The sequence below is a fragment of the Shewanella marina JCM 15074 genome (genome assembly GCF_000614975.1).
Taxonomy (GTDB): Bacteria; Pseudomonadota; Gammaproteobacteria; order Enterobacterales; family Shewanellaceae; genus Shewanella; species Shewanella marina.
Genome location: NZ_BALM01000020.1, coordinates 1 through 21002, shown reverse-complemented (window position 1 = coordinate 21002; position 21002 = coordinate 1). Strand labels below are relative to the sequence as shown.

Sequence of the window (21002 nt, the reverse complement as noted above, 5' to 3'; positions counted from 1 at the left end):
TTCAACCAAAATAAAAATAATGATAAATTTCACATAAATAAGGTAAAATGTGATCATAAACACATTTTTTAAGGTTGTAATGTCATGAAAAAATCTACATTAGTTGCTGCACTACTAAGCGCCACCGTAATGAGTCAATCAGCGCACGCTGGCTGGTTTGATGACTTTTTTAAGAGTGCTGACAATGATGCTCAACAAGCACAACAAAAAACAGAACAAGCTGCAAAAGATGCTCAAGCACAATTAGAGGCGGCGAAAGCGGCTGTAGAAAAAACTCAAGCTCAGGAACAACAAGCGGCAGCCAAAGTAGAAGCCACTAAAACCGCTGCTACAGAGCAAGGTACTAACCTAGTTAACGATGTCATGTCACAACTAAAATTAAATGAAAACCAAGCTCAAGGTGGTATTGGTAGCCTATTAAGTATCGCTCAAACAGCATTAGGTGATAGCAAATTTAAAGCGATTGAAGATAGCATTCCTGGAGCACAGCAACTCATGCAAGCTGCTCCTGCATTTGACACAAAATCAGGTTTAGGTGGATTAATTTCACAAGCTGCAGGTTCTACAGATTTAGGTAAAGGCCTACAAGGTAGTGCAATGCTTTACACTGCATTTGAAAAACTAGGTATCTCAAAAGATCTTGCTGCACCAATGATTAATATTGTGACTCAATACCTACAAACTAACGGCACTAACGGTGCTGCAGATTTATTAAAGCAAGGCTTAAGCAGCCTACTTTAATTCATGGTGATGCGATAAATATCAAACCGATATTTATCGCATTTTAATTTCAAGACAATAAAGACGACATCAGTATAAAGGAGCCTGATGGTTGAGGTATTTATGTTAGCTAAACTTAAAAAACTCTTTAGCTTTGAGCCTACATTGACGCCAGAGCAACAAACTCACCAATTAAATCTTGCTGCGGCGACCTTACTGATAGAGGTGGTTAATGCTGATGATGAAATTAGTATTGAAGAAAGCGAATTATTGCCGCAACTACTGCAAACCTCGCTCAATATTGATCATAATCAGGCACTTGAACTTATCGACGAAGCCAAGCAAACTCAGCGACAATCCACCTCATTATTTCAATTTACTGAACAAGTGAATGCCAACTTTAATCTGCAACAAAAACAGCAATTACTGCTGGCGATGTGGAAGTTAGCTTATGCAGATGGGCATCTATGCCAATATGAAGATCAGATCATTCGCCGCACTGCAGATTTACTCTATCTCAAGCACAGCGAATTGATCCAAATGCGCAATCAGGCGTTAAGCTAAGCTTTCGCTCTTGATTGCCACTTTACCACCAGCAAAATAAACAACATTAAGCAGCCGGAATAAAGCATATTGCTGCCTAACGCAATCGCCATTGCGATACAAAAGCCAATTGCTGCACTAATTAATAATTTATTTTGTTGTGGCAAAAGCTTAACTGCGGCGAGCATAGACATCGAATAAATAATGACAAATACGCCATTAGTCCATGCAATCAAATGCTCAAGTTGTTGGCCACCAATAAACGTCAGTACGATAATCACAGCCATTGCCGCTAAAATTGCAGTTAATGCACGCAATGGCACATTATGCTGGTTACGTTTTTCAAAATAACGTGGCAGCAAACCATTTTGGCTAAAACTCCATAATAAGCGTGAAGCACTTGCGGCATAAATATTCACAGTCGCTAAACCACTTGAAATCCCTAAAATACCAATCACTTCGGCACCATAACCACCAAACAGGTGATCAAAAGCACTGATCATGGCGACGCCATCTACGGTTGGTGTCCATAAAATCAGTAACGCACAACTGACATAAATAATGCCCACCAGCACGGTGCCCATCATCATTGCAGGGATCATATCTTTTTCAGGATTTTTGAAGTCATTGGCAAGATGGGTCATCGCTTCCACACCAAGAAAACTCCAAAAAGCAATACCAGCAGCGGTTAATACCAAAGGTAATTGCGCTGGCGCATGCTCACTTAATGGGATAAGACCCGCAGGTTCAATAGCTGCGCCGCCCATTAAGATCACGACCACAGAGACAATCGCTAAGGTTAAGCCAAACTGCAACTTAGCAGAGACTTGAATACCACGTAGGTTAAGTAGCCATAGCATGGCAATAACACCTAGTTCCATACTGACTTTCGCCCAGCCATGAACCGGCATTAATGCATTAACAAACTGAAAGGTCATTAAGATGGCGGCAGGAGCACCAAATGGCACCACAAACAAAAACAGTAAACCAACGGTACGACCAAGTACGCGCCCAAATGCCTTTTCAACAAAGTAAGCGGGGCCTGCCGCATGGGGCAATACACTGGCTAAGCGAGCAAATACCAGCGTCACTGGAATAATGGCTAACGTTAATGCTATCCACGCAAATAAAGCACCAATGCCCGCTTTTTCTACGGTAATTTGCGGCAAAATAAATACGCCGGTGCCCAATAAGGTGGTGGCCATTAATCCTGCACCTTGCCAACGGCCAATGGTGCCTGTTTCTACTGTCATTTGAATCTACTTAGGTCGCATAAAAAAGGCGCTGATTATATACTCAAATTAACTAAAATTGCTATTTCAAAGACTTTCAAGCTGCAGAAAAAGCATCACCACAAGCCCCTTATGCGTCCATCAATATTACGCACAATCAATGCCGTCCCATATTGCGCTGTTGACTACGGCGCGAGGCATAAACTTGTTCTAATTGAGTTGATAAATGTAAAATCTGCTCAGCTTGCGGTGCTTCACTGACCTGCGTGGCATAATGTTTCGCCAGCTGCATAATAATATGTTCAGCTTGTGAAAGGCTCTCAAGTTGAACCGCTTTTATAAATAGCAGATGAAAACAATCAAATAATACTGACACCAATAACGAGGGATTAATCTCTACCGTTTTAGCAAAACGGGGATCTTGTTCTTGATAGCTAATCGCCGCAATTAAGTTTGCCACCGTAATATGATTAGTCGCACCACTAAAATAGTGATGCACACTGTTATCTTTGACGATAAATAAGGCTAATTGATGAGCAAACTCAGCTTTTTGCCATTGCCCACCAAGGGCTCGAATAAAAGTCATATAACCCCTAGCGGTATAACTTTACCGTTTTAGGTATTACCGCAAACACGTGGCTTAATTGATTTAAATAATCCAAAGCTAATAACGCCAGACCGCGATAAAGGTCAGTTTCTGCATGGCTAATTGCCAGCGTTAAACAACGCGGCGCCCATGTCATCACATGTTGTTGTAATAACACATTAGTCAATTGCTTAAGCTGTTGATTATCTGGGTTTTCAGCTAATTCGCCCAAAATGCTATCAAGCACAGCAAACACCAAACTTAAATGATCAACAGGTTGGTTTTGTGGCCGCTCAACTTGGATCTGATTGGCTGCATAAAAGTCCATTAATGCTATCGTTGAGTCATCATTTAATATTTGTTGCTCACCTAAATAAACGCTGCCCCAAGGTGCGGCTTTAGGGTCGCCTGGGCCATAAAATAGTTGCCCATAATCAAGTTTAAGCTCAATCAGTTGATTGCTATGCCACTGAGCTAAATAGGCTGCTAGCGCCATTCGGCCTTCGCTATTTTCTTGTGTCTTGGTAAATTCAGGCCAAGATTGTGCCACTTGATTATCAATCAAGGCATTAACCAATTCGGTTTCGGGATAAGCAGCTAAACTGTGCTGCAAAATACGGGCAATGCCCTGTAACTCATAAAAATCGTACATACTGGATTCCGATATCACTACTTCAGTAAACACCCTAGTTTAGGTAAACTTAATGAAATAGAGATTAAAAAGAAAAGGCGCCCGAAAGCGCCTTTAATTTAACTATTTACACTTCGGCATTGTTAACAATTTCACCCTGACGATGAGCATGTTTATTGGCTTTAATAATTAAATTAGGTGCAGTGATTGATGCTGATGGCAAGGCGCTGATGTTAGCATCACCTTTACCATACTTAGCTTCTAAGTTTTCCATGGTATCGAAATCAAGCGCACGTAATGGGCATGATTCAACACAGATAGGCTTTTTACCTTCAGCAAGACGCTCATAACAACCATCACACTTAGTCATGATCTGACGTTCTTTGTCGATTTGTGGCGCATCGTATGGACAAGCTCGAGCACAGCTCTCACAACCAATACATAGCTCTTCTGCTACACGAACAATGCCATCTTCACGACGCTTATACATCGCGCCAACCGGACAAGCCTTCACACATACTGGGTTTGAGCAATGGTTACAGCCAATAGAAGCGTAATAAGCAAAAACATCTTGTTGATACACTTGCGTGTTAGGATCGACAGTCCAAGTACCACCCGTGTATTCATACACACGACGCCAGTTGATACCCACAGGTAAATCGCGCTGATCTTTACACGATACATGACACGCTTTACAACCTGTACACTTGCTGGTGTCTACATAAAAACCGTATTGAGTTTGGTTAGTCATTTATTAATACTCCATCAAGCCTTGATAATCTGTACACGGTTAGTATGTTGTGGGTTACCTTTAGCCACTGGGCTTGGTACATACTTAGTTAATGAGTTAATCGCGCCGCCCACATCAATCACATGACCTGAGCTACCTTTACGGCCAGCGGCATCTGCTAGATACCAAGCACCTTGACCTAATGCCGCAACACCAGGCGCCACACGCGGGGTCACACGTACTACGACTTCAACACTGCCGCGATCGTTAAACATCTCAACTTTATCGCCAGAGTTAACGCCATAATTAGCAGCATCAATTGGGTTTAACCAAACTGCATCTTCAACCGCTTCACGTAACCAAGGTACGTTGTGATAGCTTGAGTGCACTCGGCCTTTAGTGTGGAAACCTGCTAGCTGTAATGGATATTTTTCTTTACTGTCAGCATCTTCATAACCATCCCAAGTCACTGTGTACTGTGGAATAGCGGTGATAGCATCACCTTTGATCGTGCTATCGAAAGCCCAGTTTGCAGCTCGCCATGCAAGTTCAGTTGAATAGATTTCAATCTTGCCTGTTGGAGTATTTAATTTTTTACCACCACTGATAAAATCAGCTAATGCCACATGTTTCGCATCCATATTTTTACGGAAGAAACCGATCTTCTGTGCATCTACATATGTTGTAGGGAATGGAGGATTAACACCTTGGTTATTGCTCATCAGTTTTACTTTTTGATATTGCTCTTCTAACCAATCAGCTTCTGTTTTACCTTCAGTAAATTCATTGCCTAAGCCCATCTTTTCAGCAATTAAGGCACAAGCATCGTACATCGACTTACAATCACCAATTGGTGTAATCGCACTGCTCATCGCAGTGAAATAACCTAGTGAACCCGATGCATAACTGTCATCCGCAAGATCATTAGATTCTAACCAACTGGTATCAGGTAGAATAATATCGGCAAATTTAGCACCCGGCGTCATCCAGCAATCACAGCTGACAATCAGCTCGACACCAGAGGTATCACGTAGAATTTTAGCTGTGTTATTGATTTCAGCATGCTGGTTCAGTAATGAACTGTCACTTGCTGAAATAATCACTTTAATATTGGCACCTAATGGCGTATCAAGATCTTTTGTGCCTTGTACCCCATGGGTGCGCGCCGTCATATTGACGCCATTGTGAATCGCTTCAGACCAAGTAAAGAATGAGATAGCTTCTTTAATAGGGTTAGTACCTGTTGGAATACCACCAGCAGACATACCCGTTTGATATGGTAATTCACCATTAGAAGTACCCATACGACCTAATTTACCCGTCAATATAGATAGCATATATAGCGCGCGCATATTTTGCTCGCCGTTGGCTTGGCGGTTAACACCCGCGCCGACCAAAATGAATGGCGCTTTAGCCGTCATTAAATCTGCTGCAATCATGCGAATATTAGTAGCACTAATACCACAGATTTTTTCAGCCCACTCAGGTGTACGTGCTTGAGTAAAAATACCACGTCCCAAGATGTAATCTTGGTAGTTATCTTTAGCATTCATATGCAATGCATACTCTTGCTCTTTTGTATCATTACTTTTAGCAAATATTGCCTTTTGCGTTTCAATTGAAGCCGCATCAAAACCAACACAGTGCTTTTGAATAAATGGCAAAGATTGAGTGGCAAACTGTGACGAGTTAATCATTTCATAAGCTACAGCTTCAGCAAATGCCGCATCAGTACCAGGGCGAATGGCTAACCAAGCAGTTTCTTTACCCGCCATAGAATCAGTATAACGCGGGTCGATCATCATCACTTTTAAAGCATGATTATTTTGCTTTAATGCCTGAAGATAATCATAGCCCTCACCCGAACCACTTTGACGGATCTCACTTGGGTTATAACCAATACCCAAGAAGTAATCACTGTCCTTCATAGTAATGATTGATGAACCATCAGTACTACCCGTACCAAAGGTATGCTTAGCAGCTTCCATTTGCTGTGCCCATGAGTAGTTACCATAAGCATTTAAACAACCACCGCTTAAATTTAATAAGCGGTTAAAACAGGCATTTGAAGCAAAACCATAGTAAGCGCCAGAACCATAACTACGGAACACTGAACGACGATCGGTCACTTCACCTAATTTATCCGCAATGACTTGCGCCGCTTCATCCCAAGAGATCGGCACAAATTTACCTTCGCCACGCTCACCAACACGCTTCATTGGCGACTTTAGACGGTCAACTGCGTAGGTACGTTGCTTTAATGAGCGGCCACGAGCACAAGCACGTACTTGATGATTACCATACTCATCATCAGTTTCATGATCAGTCTCGACACGGGTAATCACACCATCACGGCTAAACACTTTAACTGGGCAGTTTGAACCACAGTTTACTAAACATGATGACCAATTTTGTACTTCATCACTGGTTACTGGTGGTTGTGGTGGTAGCACTTCAGCATCTTTTGAACTTGAGTTACAACCAGTCACCGTCGCGGCGCAGCTTAGTGCTGCACTCATTTTTAGGAAACTTCTGCGTTCCATTATTTCTTCCTCATACAAATAGCAATTGTGACCAGCATTACTGCAACTGGTAGCTAAACGACAACATCACTTGATGCGCGTTATAGTTATGATTAAATTGGCCTAATGTCACTAAACCTGGAATGTGTGCAATTTCAACCTTGGCAGGATCAGTGTCGTAATAGCGCTCATATTGATAAGCTAACTTCACTGCAAATTGGCTTGATACTTGATAATCTGCGTATAAATTAACGCTATGGCTATAGCTGTAGTAGTCACCATAATCGGCGCTAAGACCAAAATAGGTGTCAGCGTCACTGGCAGAATTAGCAAACAAGTAATCAGCACCTAATGTCAGCTTATCTTGCAATAAACCGCCATAACTTAAACCTGCACCTAGGTTGATAAATTCATCATTGATATCAGTAAACCAATCAGGCTTTATCGCTGACTGACTCCCCGCTTGTGCTGACTTAATCCACTGCTGACCAGCAAAACCATAAGCGTTAACTTGCTCGCTTAGCTGCAGGCTCACATTCAAGTCATAGCCTACATCGGTCGATGATTTAAGACCGATTTGGGTCGCGTCATATTCGTCATCAGCGTAATAGCTATTTAAGTCAACAGCTAACCATGACAATGGACTGTAATTAATTCGCATACCCACTTCAGCGCGATTACGATCGGCTAAATAGAATTTACGCAGTAATGGGTTTTCTTCTGCTGAGGTCACTTCATTGGCGTTAAAGCGAGAACCGCCACGCATGCCATAAGCCGCCTCTAAATTAATCGTGACATCATCAATCGCACGAATCGCTAACTTACTCCATAACTTATCGTCATGGGTTTGCTCACGCTGACCATAATTACGGTCAACCATCTTGCGCTCATAACCCGCTTGTAGGCGATAACCCTGCATTAAACGGTAACTGGCATTCACTTTTACCGTAGTACGGTCGATATCTAATGGTAGATTTTGCTTAAACGCACCTGATAGGTTGTTATAGCTATACTGCATAAAATCGAACTGTGAGCCCTTGTTGTCACGCTGACTGTAATCAACACTACCGCCTAAGCGCAGACGATTACTGAGCATACTGCTCATGCCGTAATACATATCCAAAGTATCAACTTGCCCATCCCAGTTCTGGATTGGACTATTACTAACAGTGACTAAGTCATCATCTTGGATCATGCGGCCTACGACCACACGACCATTCATCACGGTCGCGTTGAGTCGATACTGGCCAGAAAACGCCACTTGATGTGCTTCGTTATCAGGGGTGGCACTGTAAGCATCATAGGCATACGGTAAGCTCACAGAATCAATATTATTACGGTAAAGACTACCGTTATATTGCATATCAGCCAGCCAGTTAGCACCGCTAAATGACATGCCAAGATTCATGTTGTCAGTGGTTGAATCAATCGGTAAACCAAAGGCGATTGGCTTTTGCACAAACATCACTGCTTCACGGTTACCCGTTTTATCTTGACGCTGATAACTGGCATAAGCATCGTAAAAACTGCCTTGATATTCAGCCGCTAAGCCTAAGATTTCGCGCTGCTTTAATAGGTCAAACTGGTAATATTGTGGCGCTGACACAGGCGTTAACATGCCATCTTGATACCAATATTGACTACGAGCATCATCAGCTTGGTAACGGGTCAATAGTTGGTAATCCAAGGCTAATTCAAATACACCCGCTTTTTCACCAGTAAGCGTAATAAAACTATTATCTAAACCGACTTGGTGAGCTTGCATTGCTGCTTGGTAACCCGCTTTGTTCTGATAATGAACATCGCCGCTTACGCTACTTGCTAAGCCATCTTTATCGGTACCAAACGCATTGCCAGCATGAATATCATTTTGCTCAAGGTAGTGCGCAGTGGCACTCACTTGGCCTTGATATCCCTCGTTGACTACGCAGCGCTTACATTGATAAGCACCCTCTTTGATTTTACTGGTATTGGCATTTGCCACTGAAAAATCCATCGCCATTGCATTGCCTGACAACGCTAACAGAGACAAGGTAATCAGGTTGAGTGAAAATCGCATCGTCTTGCTCCTTATTAACGCTGCAGAGAACTGCCAGCTGGATGATTAGAACCATGAATTTGGTTATGACAGTTCAGACAGCTCTTACCTGCACCAAAAGCATTTTGACCACCTTGAGCAACCACTCGACCAGCATGACCATCATCAATATGACATTGCTGACATAGCTGTGGTGCACGGCTATTCAATAGGTCTTCATTAACACTGCCATGTGGGTTATGACACGCACTACAATCTTCAGTCACTGGCGCATGTTCCCATAAGAATGGGCCGCGCTTTTCAGCGTGACAGCTATAACAGGTGTCATTTAGGCTTGGCTTAACTAAGGCGCTTTCGCTCATCGAACCATGAGGATTATGACAGTCGATACACGTCATCTCATTCCACTTCATCGGGTGAGCAGAACGTTTATTCATATCGGCTTTTTCGCGGGTATGACAGCTCGTACAAGTGTCATTAACGGTAAGTCGGTCTAGGGCTGGGTCTTTAGCGGCATGCACTTGGTGACAATCAGCACAGCTGATATCTGCTAAATTATGGCTGCTGTTATGCCATGCCATTTGCTCGGTATCATTATGACAACCTTGGCACACACTGTTTTGCGCAGAAACGCTTAACTTACTGTCCTCACCAAAGCTAATCATCGGCTCTTTACCACCACGATTATGCTTGCCCATAGGGCCGTGACAGGCTTCGCACTGCAATCCTGCCATTGGTGATTCAGAATGAGACATATTGCCGTGAACGCCATCAAAGATAGCCATCACTTGCTCACTTTTTTTATGACACATCAAACAAGTATCTGCACCTTTTGGAGAATACAGACCTTGTTCGAACTTTTTGGTGAGTTGCTGCTCTAATTGATCAGAGCTTAGCTTATCCCATGGCGTTGCTTGAGCTGTAACACAAAATAGTGCGATAACACCACAACATAACTTGGTAAAAAGTCGCTGCATTATAAATTGGGCCTTATTATTGTTATTTATAATTGCCTCAAAATGACATCAAGAGGTATGTATAAATAACGAGTAATTTACTAAGACCACATTTTAATTATTAAGCACAATTTTATATAAATAGAGTTGGCTATATTCTAATTAATATGGGAGTAAGCTTACATATTAATTATATTTCGTGAATAATGTCTCACAGTTGCAATAATAGTTATCATTTACAGAATAACGTTAAACACCTGATTTTTATTTATTATTAGTTTATGCTAATTTATATTTTATTAATGGTTTATCTGTTTTAAATTTCCAAATAGCCAAATATAGTATTCTCCAGTTTGCAAAATACAATCTAGATCATATTTTATAAATATAATGCCAACAGGTTTATATACAGGTGTCTACTTTTGGTTATTTATCGCACTGCTATATTTGCTGTAAAACATTCTGACTGATAAAACGACGTACTTCCGTTAATAATAAGGGGGGAATCACCTGCTTTTTATCTTTGCGATATAACAAACTATATTGTGCTAATGGTGTAGTTTCATGCAACCTTGCGAACTGTGAGAACGGCAACATATCGGCTTGAATACCTGTAATACCATCCATAAACTCAGCTGCACATTTGGCGCCAACAAACGTGATGGTATCTGAACACCTAACTCGCTCAATCACTGCAGCTAAGCTATGACTACGGTAGGTCACTTGCAAATCTAACTGTTGTTGTTCACAAAAACGCTCTAATGGGTCTTTATCGTCATTAAAGCCTGCGACTTCAGTCACCATAAATGGATATTGAGCAATATACTCTAATGCCATATCTGTCTCCCAAATAGGGTGACCTTCACGTGCAACCATGTAAACCGCTTGTCCAGCACCTAACAACTCAGATTCAAGCAAACCTATGGTTGATTTAGGGCATTCGGTATAAGTACTACAATCTCGATGTGTTAATGCAATACAAACTGTACCTTGGATCACTTCTTCACAAATAGCACGGCGACTTGGCTTGATAGTGAATGACACTTTTTCAGGAATATTGGCCAACTTCTGTTGCAAATGCTCTGCTAAACCAACTGAAAAAGTTGGAGGAACAGCAATAATGCACTCTTTTTCTACAGGGATATGGGTATTGAGTTTCTCGACACATTCAAAAGTTTCGACTAACTGACAGATATAAGGATAAAGTAATTTAGCTTTTTCAGTTGCAAGAAAACCTGTCTTCTTACGGATAAATAAAGTATCTGAATATATATCACGTAATTCTGATAAATAACGACTTACTTTAGATTGCGATATGCCATGCATTTCTGCAGCTAATCTTGCGCTACCTGTTTCAAATACGGATTTAAAAACGAATAATGACCTTATCTCTAAATTCAACATCTTGACACCTATTATTGTTATTCTGACCAACGATTTAATAGGTTTAATATCATGCAAACTATTGTTTAACTAATGATAAATAGATTTTATAAATTAAAATTTCTAAAAATGAGATTCATCTATTTCTTAATTGCAATTATTGCATATCTTCACAGATAGATATCACAAAACTTCTTTTCAATGTTAAACGCAACTAAAATGTCGCCTATGCGATCAAAGCAATAATGCTCATACCAATAAAAATATTGCTTCAAGCCATCATATTCATATTTTCCAACTATTCCCTGCAAGGTCCGTACTCAATTCATCAGGTACGGGCCTTATTCTTTGGTCATTTTTTAGCAAGTTCACCATTTTCAAGACTATTTTTATCTCTAAAAATATAAAAATATGCTGAATTTAGCTAAATTGTATAAGTTTCTTTGTATAATCAGGCCATATATCACTTTAGGTATCATCTTCATGCAATCACACCAGCTAGCAAAACTCAATTTACTTTGGGGCAGTTTGATATTAGAAGAGTTGGCGCGCTTGGGCGTACAACATATCTGTATGGCCCCCGGTTCACGCTCAACTCCGCTTACGCTGGCTGCGGCAAAACAAGATAAACTAAAGCAACATATTCATTTTGATGAACGTGGTTTAGGTTTTTTAGCGTTAGGACTGGCAAAATCAAGCCGGGCGCCAGTAGCAATTATTACCACCTCAGGCACCGCAGTGGCTAACCTTTATCCTGCGATTGTAGAAGCATGGTTAACCAAGGTGCCATTAATTGTATTATCTGGCGATCGTCCTCCTGAGCTAATTGACTGTGGTGCCAATCAGGCTATTATCCAGCCAGGCATTTTTATGCATTACGCGAAGCAGATAAACCTGCCAACACCTGATACTCAAATCGCACCACAAGCGTTACTTAGTCAAATCGATATTGCAGTCACCAATCAACAACAACCACTGCATATTAACTGCATGTATCGTGAGCCACTTTATCCAGCAGAGATTAGCCAACTAAATATTATGGCTGAGTTTACTGATTACCTATTTGAAATAAAGCAATGGCAATATCACAACCATCCTTACCTACAAGTTGCCCATCATCATCTAAAAGCCTTACCGAATGCAGCTCAGTTAGCTCAGTTTAGCCAAGCTAAAGGGGTGATAGTGGCTGGCACATTAAGTCCAGAGCAATCACCACAAGAACTGATCGATTTGGCTGATATTTTAGGTTGGCCATTACTAACCGACGCTCAATGTCAGTTACGCCAACATCCACAAGCGATCAATCATATTGATCAATTACTGCACCAGCCACAGGTTAAAGCGATATTGGCAGAAGCTGAGCATGTATTAGTGATTGGTGGTCGATTACTGTCAAAACGCTTAATCAGTTATCTTGAGCAGCACAAATGGCGCAGTTACTGGCAAGTATTGCCACAACAAGAACGATTAGACCAAAGTAACAGCGCTAAACAGTTATTTTTAGGCACCGCTGCCGATATTGCCAACCTGCCATGGCCAAGCAGCAACTTTGCCGATTGGGCGCAAAACCTAACTGAGTTGAATCAGCAATTAGAGCAATTCTTTATTCAACATATTGATGATGGTGAATTTGGTGAAGCCAAAATTATTCGCGCGATCACCAGCCAACAAACAAACCTTAATCAGCTTTTTATTGGCAATAGCTTACCCGTACGTTTATTCGATATGTTTGCGCCAATTAAGCAACACACGGCTTGTACTTATACTAACCGTGGTGCATCAGGTATTGATGGCCTACTGGCAACCGCCTGTGGCGTTGCTGCCGATAAGATGACGCCAACGACCTTGATTATTGGTGATATTTCGCAACTACATGATCTTAATTCATTTGCGATCGCCAGTAAGCTACAAAGTCCAATGGTTATTGTGATTTTAAATAACGATGGCGGTAATATTTTTAACTTATTACCCGTGCCATCAGAGCAAGTGAGGCAAGATTATTATCGCTTAAGCCATGGCTTAGAATTTGGCTACGCCGCAGCGATGTTCAACTTGCCTTATAATCGAGTAGAGTCAATTGAAGACTTTAATGACGCTTACCAAGAAGCCATCTCATATGAGGGTTGTAGCGTTATCGAAGTCATTGTGGCACCACAACAATCTAGCACCCAAATAGCGAATATAGCGCAATGGATAAAGCAGGCTTAAATATCACATTTGCAGGTTATCCCAATAACGAGCCATTAGTTTTACTACATGGCTTTTTAGGGGATCATCATGATTGGCAAACGGTTATCACAGCACTCTCAAGTCGTTTTTTTTGCATTATTCCTGACTTGCCTGGCCATGGTGACAGCGCTCACATCAACATTAGCAACCCAGGTTTTAGCGACTGTTGCCAATTAATTGATAGCGCACTTAGTGCACTTAATATTGAGCATTACCACCTGCTCGGATATTCATTAGGTGGCCGTTTAGCCTTACATATGGCGCAGCGAGTTCCTGCTAAATTACTCAGCCTCACCCTTGAATCATGTCATCCAGGGCTCACCTCAGTAGATGAGCAACAACAACGTTGGCAGAATGATAGCGTATGGGCAGATAGACTAGCACTGCTGCCAATACGGCAGTTTTTGGATTTATGGTATCAACAAGGCGTATTTGCCGGACTCAGTGCCCAACAACGGCAGCAATTAATCGATAAACGCGCTCATAATAATCCACTTTCACTGGCTAATTGCTATCAGGCCACCTCGCTCGCCAAACAACAAAACTTATGGACTATACCGCAACAACTCAATTGTGAATGCCATTATATTTTAGGCGAAAACGATAAAAAATTTAGTCAGTTAGCCCAAACATGGCAACAAACTGGCGCACCACTCAAATTGCATCATATCGCCAATGCAGGCCATAACGTTCACCTTGCCCAGCCACAAGCTTTTAGTCAGGTAGTTCTCGCATTATGATTATTACATCAGTTGTATTACACCGTTTTGATATCGCACTATCGCGGCAGCTACCAGTAGCAAGTCAGCGGATTAACCGCCGCCATGGTTTAGTCTTAACCGCGACCACTCAAACCAATCAAGCTTCAGTTGAAGTTAGCCCGCTTTCAGGTACTGATATACATGGGGAGCCGCTGCAAGGTTTCAGCCGCGAATCACTCGCACAATGCCAGCAACAATTAACCCAATTTATAGCGACATTGGTTGGCCAACCCATCGAGGTACTCAATCAATTAAGTCAGCAAACTGACTTGCCAGCAGTCGCTTATGGTTTAAGTCTATTAGCCGCTAAATTGCAACAACAGCTGCCAGTGCATCAGCCAAACTGGACAAAAGTACCGCTGCTTTACCGCAATCAAGACGAAGCAATCACTGACTTTCAAACTCGAATTGCCCAGCTTGATGACAGTATTAACATTGCCAAAGTGAAAGTCGCCCAAGCTGATTTAGCGCAAGAATTACAACTCATCCATCAAATCTGGCCATTAAGCCACAACTCAAATTAAAGCTAGATGCCAACCAAGGGTTTACCTTAGAACAGGCCATAGAATTTGGCAGTTGCCTTGATGCAGACAAGATCATCTATATTGAAGAACCGTGTCAAAAGCCGGCCGATAACGTCACCTTTTATCAAGCGACCAGTATGCCTTATGCGTTAGATGAAACCCTTAATGACACCGACTATCGGTACCAATACCAAGCAGGTTTGAACGCTTTAGTGCTTAAACCTATGATTATTGGTGATATTGCTAAACTACAACAGCTGGTTGAACAGGCAAATGAAGATGGCGTGAGTAGCGTATTAAGCTCAAGCCTAGAATCAAGCTTAGGTATTAATGATATCTGTACGTTAGCTGCAGCAATTACGCCAATGCAAGCACCGGGTGTCGATACGCTAGCCGCTTTTAGCCAAGACATATTAATCAGTAATGGCCAACGCCCTTGCTTAAATCTGGATCAACTTACGTTAATTTGTCGCTATGAATAACAACAAACAACTGATCTGCTCACCATTAACCTATATTGCTCAGCAGCAGCCACAGCAGATAGCCATTATTGAAGCTGAGCGCTCACTGACCTATCAGCAACTACAGCAGCAAGTCTCTAATCTGGCTGGGCAGCTGCAAAACCACGGTTTGCAAATCGGTGATAAAGTTGCCTGTGTTAGCAATAATTCGAGCATGATGATCATGCTTTATTTGGCCTGTGTGGAAACTGGCACTATTTTTTGCCCGATTAATCCTAAATTTCCTCAATCTCAAATAGAGCAATTATTACAGGCTTTTAATATTCACTATTACCTTGCAAATGATAGTGTTAATTACACAATAGCCAAGCCATTACACTGTGAACCGCAGTTAATGACCACTTACACCAAGGTCAATTTTAACGCCCTAACGGCCTGTAATATCATTTTAACCTCAGGCAGCAGCGGCACCCCAAAAGCAGCCGTGCATAGCTTTAATAATCATTATCAAAGTGCTTTAGGTTCAGCCACGTTAATTAACATTGAAGAACAAGATAACTGGTTACTATCACTGCCATTATTCCATATTGGTGGCTTAGCGATTGTGAATCGTTGTTTATTGGCAGGTGCAACCATCACCATTGAAGATAAACAACAAACGCTAGCACAACAGATAACTCAACATCACATTAGCCATCTATCATTAGTATCAACCCAACTTGTGCGTCTACTCAAACAAGACCCGCATTGTTTAGCCCAAATTAAAGTACTGCTACTGGGTGGCGGTGCGATCAATGCCCATGCACTACAGCAACTGTCGCAGCTAAACGTCAATGCGTTTACCAGTTATGGGATGACGGAAATGAGCTCTCAAATCAGTACTGGTCACGCCAATAGTGCGGGGTTATGTGGTCAGGTATTACCACAGCGTCAGTTAATGATTAAAGATGAGCTGATTTATGTGCGTGGTGAAACCCTGTTCTTAGGCTATTTAAAGCAAGACCAATTACAGCTTGAACTTGATCAAGATGGCTGGTTTTGTACCCAAGACCGCGGTTTGTGGCAAGATGGTCAGCTTAAAATACTTGGCCGTGCCGATAATATGTTTATTTGTGGTGGTGAGAATATTCAGCCTGAAGAAATAGAAGCCGCACTAAAACAACATCCGTTAATTAGTGAAGCTATTGTGTATCCAATTGCAGATGAAGAATTTGGTTTATTACCCCATGCCACTATTCAATATAAAGATACTGATAGCTCACTGACCCAAGCAGAGTTAGATCAGTTTTTAACAACTAAAATAGCCCGCTTTAAACGACCAAGACAGTACCATAACTGGCCTAAGCAACTTGCCAGTACAGGTTTGAAAATACAGCGCAAACAGGTTATTGCGGCGGTCACCGCCTAATATATAATAGCAAAAGACCTGCACTCGGCAGGTCTTATTCGCAGTGGTCAATCTAATATTAAATTAGATTTCCATACAGGCTTTTAGCTTATTCATCGCATTTTTTTCGAGCTGGCGAATACGCTCTGCTGAAACTTGATATTCTGCAGCTAATTCTTGCAAGGTGGTTTTATCTTCATCTAACCAACGTGCTTGTAAGATATGCTGACTACGTTCATCTAAGGTCTTAATTGCCGCAAATAAACGTGCTTGGGCATCATTTTCCCAGTTGTCTTGCTCAATCTGACTGGCTAAGTCTGAAGATTGATCTTCTAGATAAAATGACGGTGAATAAGTGTCTTCATCATCGTTATCACTGGCTAAATCGAATGCAGGATCTTGCGCCGCCATACGTGACTCCATTTCAGTCACATCAGCTTTAGAAACGCCAAGATTCTCAGCAACCATGCTAACTTCTTCGTCGCTAAACCAACCTAAACGGGTTTTAGCTTTACGAAGATTAAAAAACAATTTGCGTTGTGCTTTAGTGGTCGCCACTTTCACAATACGCCAGTTTTTCAACACGTACTCATGGATTTCAGCTTTGATCCAATGTACCGCAAAAGAGACCAAGCGGACGCCTACATCAGGGTCAAAACGCTTAACCGCTTTCATCAAGCCGATATTTCCCTCTTGGATTAAATCAGCTTGTGGTAAACCATAACCAGAATAACCTTTTGCCACATGCACAACAAAGCGCAGGTGCGACATAATAAGTTGTTTTGCAGCCTGTAGATCGCCAGTGGTCTGCAAACGTTTAGCCAGCTCGTACTCTTGATCGGCTTCCAGCATTTTCATGCTGTTTACTGATCGTACATAAGCCTCAAGGCTAGCACTACCACGAGGTACAGCTAAAGCCATTGATTGCGTTTGTTCAGTCATTTACGCTCCTACATAACCAATTACTATTGAGGATTTGTTGCATTTGCACAACAAATTCGCTGACGAACTATCAACGATTGGACAAAATATGTCAACCTTCAAAGTTTCAAGACCTGCTATTTTGTACTGAAAATATGACAAAGCAAGTAAAAATTAATTCATTTTTAATTAGGTTCAATACGCTTCAAATGCTGTTTCACTGACAAATATGACCCTAACCAGCCTAAGAAAGAGGCGACTACGACGAGTTCAATTAAGTCAGCCAGTCCTAATCCCGATAAGTTAAATTGACTGCCATACAAATTAAGTAAATTAACTAAAGCGCCCTCTAAAAAGAACACCATAATATTAACTATAAGCCATGCCAAAATACCGCCAATCACGCCATACCACATGCCAGTATAAAGAAATGGTCGTTGGATAAAAGATTCTGTTGCACCAACGAGTTTCATCACCTCTATTTCACTGCGACGATTCATAATGGCTAAACGGATTGTGTTACCAATCACCAATACCACTGCTAATATTAATAAACTTGCCACAGCAAATACGGTGCGTTCAAGTAAATTAACAATGGCTTGTAGGCGCTCTAACCATTCAACATCTAACTTACCAAAGCTCACTTCTGGTTGCTGCTCGAGCTTTTGCAATAAGGCACGTGCACCAGCAGGACTAGAAAACTCAGCACTTGGGGTAACTGTAATGACCGCAGGCAATGGATTACTGTCTAAATAATCTAATGCCTCACCAAAACCAGATAGCTTTTTAAACTCAGTTAAAGCTTGTTCGCGATCAATATAATGCACCCCATTCACTTCAGGGAAAGCCTTAACCCGCGCTAATAAACTTTGAATCGCTTGATCAGTTTGATCTTGTTTAACAAATAATGAAATTTCAGCTGCGCTGTCCCAAGACTGTACAATCTCTTGTGCATTCTTCACTAATACTTGCATTGCTGCAGGTAAGCTAAGACTCACGCCCAGCACCGCCATCGTCATAATTGACGAAATAGGATTACGCCATAACTCGCCTAAGCTAGCCATTGATTGCTGAATATGGCGCATAAAAAACATCACTATGCGACCTGACAGAGGTAATTTACTGCGATTGATTTGAGGAGTTATGCTCATAAATCCATTAACCTAGTTAATCTAAAAAACTTTCAGCATCTAATTCCATTGCACCATGAATACGCCCTTGCTTTAACGTCAAAGTGCGGTATTTCATTCGTGCAATCAAACCAAGATCGTGAGTAGCAATCAATACTGTTGTACCTGAATCATTAAAGGTTTCAAATAAACGTAAAATATCCATTGAAAGCTTTGGATCTAAGTTACCTGTAGGTTCATCGGCAAGCAATAACAGTGGCTTATTGACGATAGCCCTAGCGATACCAACACGTTGTTGTTCACCACCAGAAAGCATAATAGGGTTATGACGTTCTTTGCCGTATAACCCCACCATATCTAGCGCGGCAGCAACACGCTTACGGATCTCACCATGAGAAAAGCCTTCAATCACTAAAGGTAAAGCAACGTTATCAAATACACTGCGATCCATTAATAGATGATGGTTTTGAAAAATCATGCCGATATCACGACGCAAATATGGCACCTGCTTGGGCTTAACCTGAGCAATATTATGACCATTAATAGAAACTGTGCCGGTTGTTGCACGTTCAATAACAGTCATCAATTTGAGCAGAGTACTTTTACCTGCACCTGAATGGCCGGTTAAAAACGCCATCTCACCCTTTTGGATATGAAAACTCACATCCGATAACGCCTTTTGGCCACCAGAGTAAATTTTACTTACCTGCTCAAATTTGATCATAACTTAGTTGCTCGTTTTGTCTTGGGTAAACAATGCATCAATAAAGTCTTTTGCGTCAAAGGTACGTAAATCATCAATTTGCTCACCAACACCAATATAACGAATAGGGATATTGAATTTATCAGCAATCGCGAAAATCACGCCGCCTTTAGCTGTACCATCTAGTTTACTGATACAAATACCTGTTACCCCAACAGCTTGTTGGAATAATTGTGCTTGGCTAATGGCGTTTTGCCCCGTGCTCGCATCTAGCGTCAACATCACCTCATGTGGTGCATCAACATCCAGCTTTTTCATCACGCGGACAACTTTCTTTAGCTCTTCCATTAGATGCGATTTATTTTGCAAACGACCCGCAGTATCAGCAATTAATACGTCAACATTACGTGCTTTTGCAGCCTGCAGGGCATCAAATAACACTGATGCACTATCTGCGCCAGTATGTTGTGCAATCACAGGAATATCATTGCGCTGACCCCAAACTTGTAGCTGTTCTACTGCAGCGGCGCGGAAAGTATCACCAGCAGCTAACATCACAGTCTTACCTTCACGTTGGTATTGTTTCGCCAGTTTACCAATAGTGGTTGTTTTACCTACGCCGTTAACACCCACCATTAAGATAACAAATGGACCATTCGCATTTTCAGGGACTAATGGCACACTCACTGGTTCAAGCATCTGTTGCATCTCTTCACGCATTAAATCGTAAAGTACTTCAGCATCTTTAAGTTGTTTACGTGAAGCATGATCCGTCAAGCTAGCAATTAATTTAGTGGTTGTTTCAACACCCACATCAGCAATTAATAATTGTTCTTCTAGCTCTTCAAACAGATCATCATCAATCTTTTTACCGCGGAATAAGCTAATAAAACCACTACCAATATTTTCACTGGTACGCATTAAGCCACGCTTTAAGCGAGCAAAGAAACCTTCTTTAGCCGGTTTTGCTTGTGGTTCAGGTTGAGACTCTTCTTTAACTTGTACTTCAGCTTCAGCCGCTAATCGAGCCTCTTCTTCAGCCTGAGCTTTCGCCGCAGCCTCAGCCGCTAATCGAGCTTCCTCTTCAGCCTTGGCTTTCGCCGCAGCCTCAGCAGCTAATCGAGCTTCTTCTTCAGCCTTGGCTTTCGCCGCAGCCTCAGCAGCTAATCGAGCTTCCTCTTCAGCCTTGGCTTGTGCAGCTGCTTCTGCATCAATTCGCTTTAATTCTTCTTTGGCTGCTAATTCCGCAACGATTCGAGCACGTTCTTCCGCTTCTGCTTTGGCAGCTTGCTCTGCTTCAATTCGTTTTTGATCTTCTTTAGCAGCTAACTCTGCAACGATGCGTGCTCGCTCTTCAGCTTCGGCTTTCGCAGTTACTTCAGCCTCTATACGTGCTAGCTCCTGCTGTGCAGCTTGCTCCGCAAGGATCCGAGCCTGTTCTTCGGCTTCAATTTGTGCCTGTGCTGCCGCAGCAATTCTTTGACGCTCAAGTTCCGCCGCTTGTGCTGCGATAGCTTGCGCTTCTTGTTCAGCCTTGGCTTTTTC

The 21002-nt window shown here is 41.8% G+C and carries 19 protein-coding genes; 7 read left to right on the top strand and 12 right to left on the bottom strand.

Annotation, left to right across the window (positions count from 1 at the left end; all coding sequences use genetic code 11):
* The first annotated feature begins 84 nt into the window (after positions 1 to 84).
* Together JCM15074_RS14255 and JCM15074_RS14250 are read left to right on the top strand one after the other, a co-directional pair.
* Positions 85 to 741: a DUF2780 domain-containing protein gene (locus JCM15074_RS14255; protein ID WP_025821828.1), complete on the top strand. Its 657-nt coding sequence runs from the start codon at positions 85 to 87 to the stop codon at positions 739 to 741.
* A gap of 102 nt (positions 742 to 843) precedes the next feature.
* Complete coding sequence (locus JCM15074_RS14250; protein WP_025821826.1) at positions 844 to 1284, top strand: tellurite resistance TerB family protein; 441 nt, start codon at positions 844 to 846, stop codon at positions 1282 to 1284.
* Here JCM15074_RS14250 and yjeH read toward each other — a convergent pair.
* From yjeH to JCM15074_RS14210, 8 genes are all read right to left on the bottom strand, one after another.
* Positions 1281 to 2516, bottom strand: a complete 1236-nt coding sequence (gene yjeH, locus JCM15074_RS14245; RefSeq protein WP_025821824.1) for an L-methionine/branched-chain amino acid transporter — start codon at positions 2514 to 2516, stop codon at positions 1281 to 1283. The two genes, JCM15074_RS14250 and yjeH, sit on opposite strands and share 4 nt — an antisense overlap.
* Before the next feature lie 136 nt (positions 2517 to 2652).
* Positions 2653 to 3081: a hypothetical protein gene (locus JCM15074_RS14240; protein WP_025821823.1), complete on the bottom strand. Its 429-nt coding sequence runs from the start codon at positions 3079 to 3081 to the stop codon at positions 2653 to 2655.
* A gap of 7 nt (positions 3082 to 3088) precedes the next feature.
* Positions 3089 to 3733 (bottom strand): TorD/DmsD family molecular chaperone, encoded by a 645-nt coding sequence (locus JCM15074_RS14235; RefSeq protein ID WP_037469761.1) that lies wholly within the window; start codon positions 3731 to 3733, stop codon positions 3089 to 3091.
* 106 nt (positions 3734 to 3839) lie between these two features.
* Positions 3840 to 4463 carry a DMSO/selenate family reductase complex B subunit gene (locus tag JCM15074_RS14230; protein ID WP_025821819.1) on the bottom strand — a complete coding sequence of 208 codons (624 nt, stop codon included), beginning with the start codon at positions 4461 to 4463 and terminating at the stop codon, positions 3840 to 3842.
* A 14-nt stretch (positions 4464 to 4477) separates the two neighbouring features.
* Entirely contained in the window at positions 4478 to 6985 is a 2508-nt protein-coding gene (locus JCM15074_RS14225) for a DMSO/selenate family reductase complex A subunit (protein WP_025821817.1), read from the bottom strand.
* Positions 6986 to 7022: 37 nt separating this feature from the next.
* Positions 7023 to 9023, bottom strand: coding sequence for an MtrB/PioB family decaheme-associated outer membrane protein (locus JCM15074_RS14220; protein WP_025821815.1), 2001 nt, complete (start codon positions 9021 to 9023; stop codon positions 7023 to 7025).
* 14 nt (positions 9024 to 9037) lie between these two features.
* On the bottom strand, positions 9038 to 9979 hold the full coding sequence (locus JCM15074_RS14215; RefSeq protein ID WP_037469760.1) for a DmsE family decaheme c-type cytochrome: 942 nt from the start codon (positions 9977 to 9979) through the stop codon (positions 9038 to 9040).
* Positions 9980 to 10399: 420 nt separating this feature from the next.
* A complete protein-coding gene (locus JCM15074_RS14210) occupies positions 10400 to 11362 on the bottom strand; it encodes a LysR family transcriptional regulator (protein ID WP_025821812.1) in 963 nt (320 codons plus the stop codon).
* Positions 11363 to 11824: 462 nt separating this feature from the next.
* On the opposite strand from JCM15074_RS14210, the gene menD reads away from it, so the two are divergent.
* The 5 genes from menD to menE are packed head-to-tail and all read left to right on the top strand — an operon-like array spanning position 11825 to position 16724.
* Positions 11825 to 13549 (top strand): 2-succinyl-5-enolpyruvyl-6-hydroxy-3-cyclohexene-1-carboxylic-acid synthase, encoded by a 1725-nt coding sequence (gene menD, locus JCM15074_RS14205; protein ID WP_025821810.1) that lies wholly within the window; start codon positions 11825 to 11827, stop codon positions 13547 to 13549.
* Positions 13531 to 14310 (top strand): 2-succinyl-6-hydroxy-2,4-cyclohexadiene-1-carboxylate synthase, encoded by a 780-nt coding sequence (menH, locus tag JCM15074_RS14200; protein WP_025821807.1) that lies wholly within the window; start codon positions 13531 to 13533, stop codon positions 14308 to 14310. The genes menD and menH overlap by 19 nt, the downstream gene beginning before the upstream one ends.
* Complete coding sequence (locus tag JCM15074_RS25505; RefSeq protein ID WP_306302232.1) at positions 14307 to 14855, top strand: hypothetical protein; 549 nt, start codon at positions 14307 to 14309, stop codon at positions 14853 to 14855. The genes menH and JCM15074_RS25505 overlap by 4 nt, the downstream gene beginning before the upstream one ends.
* The gene (locus tag JCM15074_RS25500) at positions 14807 to 15337 is read left to right on the top strand and encodes an enolase C-terminal domain-like protein (RefSeq protein ID WP_306302233.1); all 531 of its coding nucleotides are present in this window, start codon (positions 14807 to 14809) and stop codon (positions 15335 to 15337) included. The genes JCM15074_RS25505 and JCM15074_RS25500 overlap by 49 nt, the downstream gene beginning before the upstream one ends.
* Positions 15330 to 16724, top strand: coding sequence for an o-succinylbenzoate--CoA ligase (gene menE, locus JCM15074_RS14190; RefSeq protein ID WP_025821805.1), 1395 nt, complete (start codon positions 15330 to 15332; stop codon positions 16722 to 16724). The genes JCM15074_RS25500 and menE overlap by 8 nt, the downstream gene beginning before the upstream one ends.
* 63 nt (positions 16725 to 16787) lie before the next feature.
* Here menE and rpoH read toward each other — a convergent pair whose 3' ends face one another.
* The 4 genes from rpoH to ftsY form a co-directional block, all read right to left on the bottom strand.
* On the bottom strand, positions 16788 to 17645 hold the full coding sequence (rpoH, locus tag JCM15074_RS14185) for an RNA polymerase sigma factor RpoH (protein WP_025821803.1): 858 nt from the start codon (positions 17643 to 17645) through the stop codon (positions 16788 to 16790).
* A gap of 164 nt (positions 17646 to 17809) precedes the next feature.
* Positions 17810 to 18775, bottom strand: a complete 966-nt coding sequence (ftsX, locus tag JCM15074_RS14180; RefSeq protein ID WP_025821801.1) for a permease-like cell division protein FtsX — start codon at positions 18773 to 18775, stop codon at positions 17810 to 17812.
* 16 nt (positions 18776 to 18791) lie between these two features.
* Positions 18792 to 19478 (bottom strand): cell division ATP-binding protein FtsE, encoded by a 687-nt coding sequence (ftsE, locus tag JCM15074_RS14175; RefSeq protein WP_025821799.1) that lies wholly within the window; start codon positions 19476 to 19478, stop codon positions 18792 to 18794.
* Positions 19479 to 19481: 3 nt separating this feature from the next.
* The coding region (gene ftsY, locus JCM15074_RS14170; protein ID WP_025821797.1) for a signal recognition particle-docking protein FtsY at positions 19482 to 21002 on the bottom strand (1521 nt) is incomplete at its 5' end.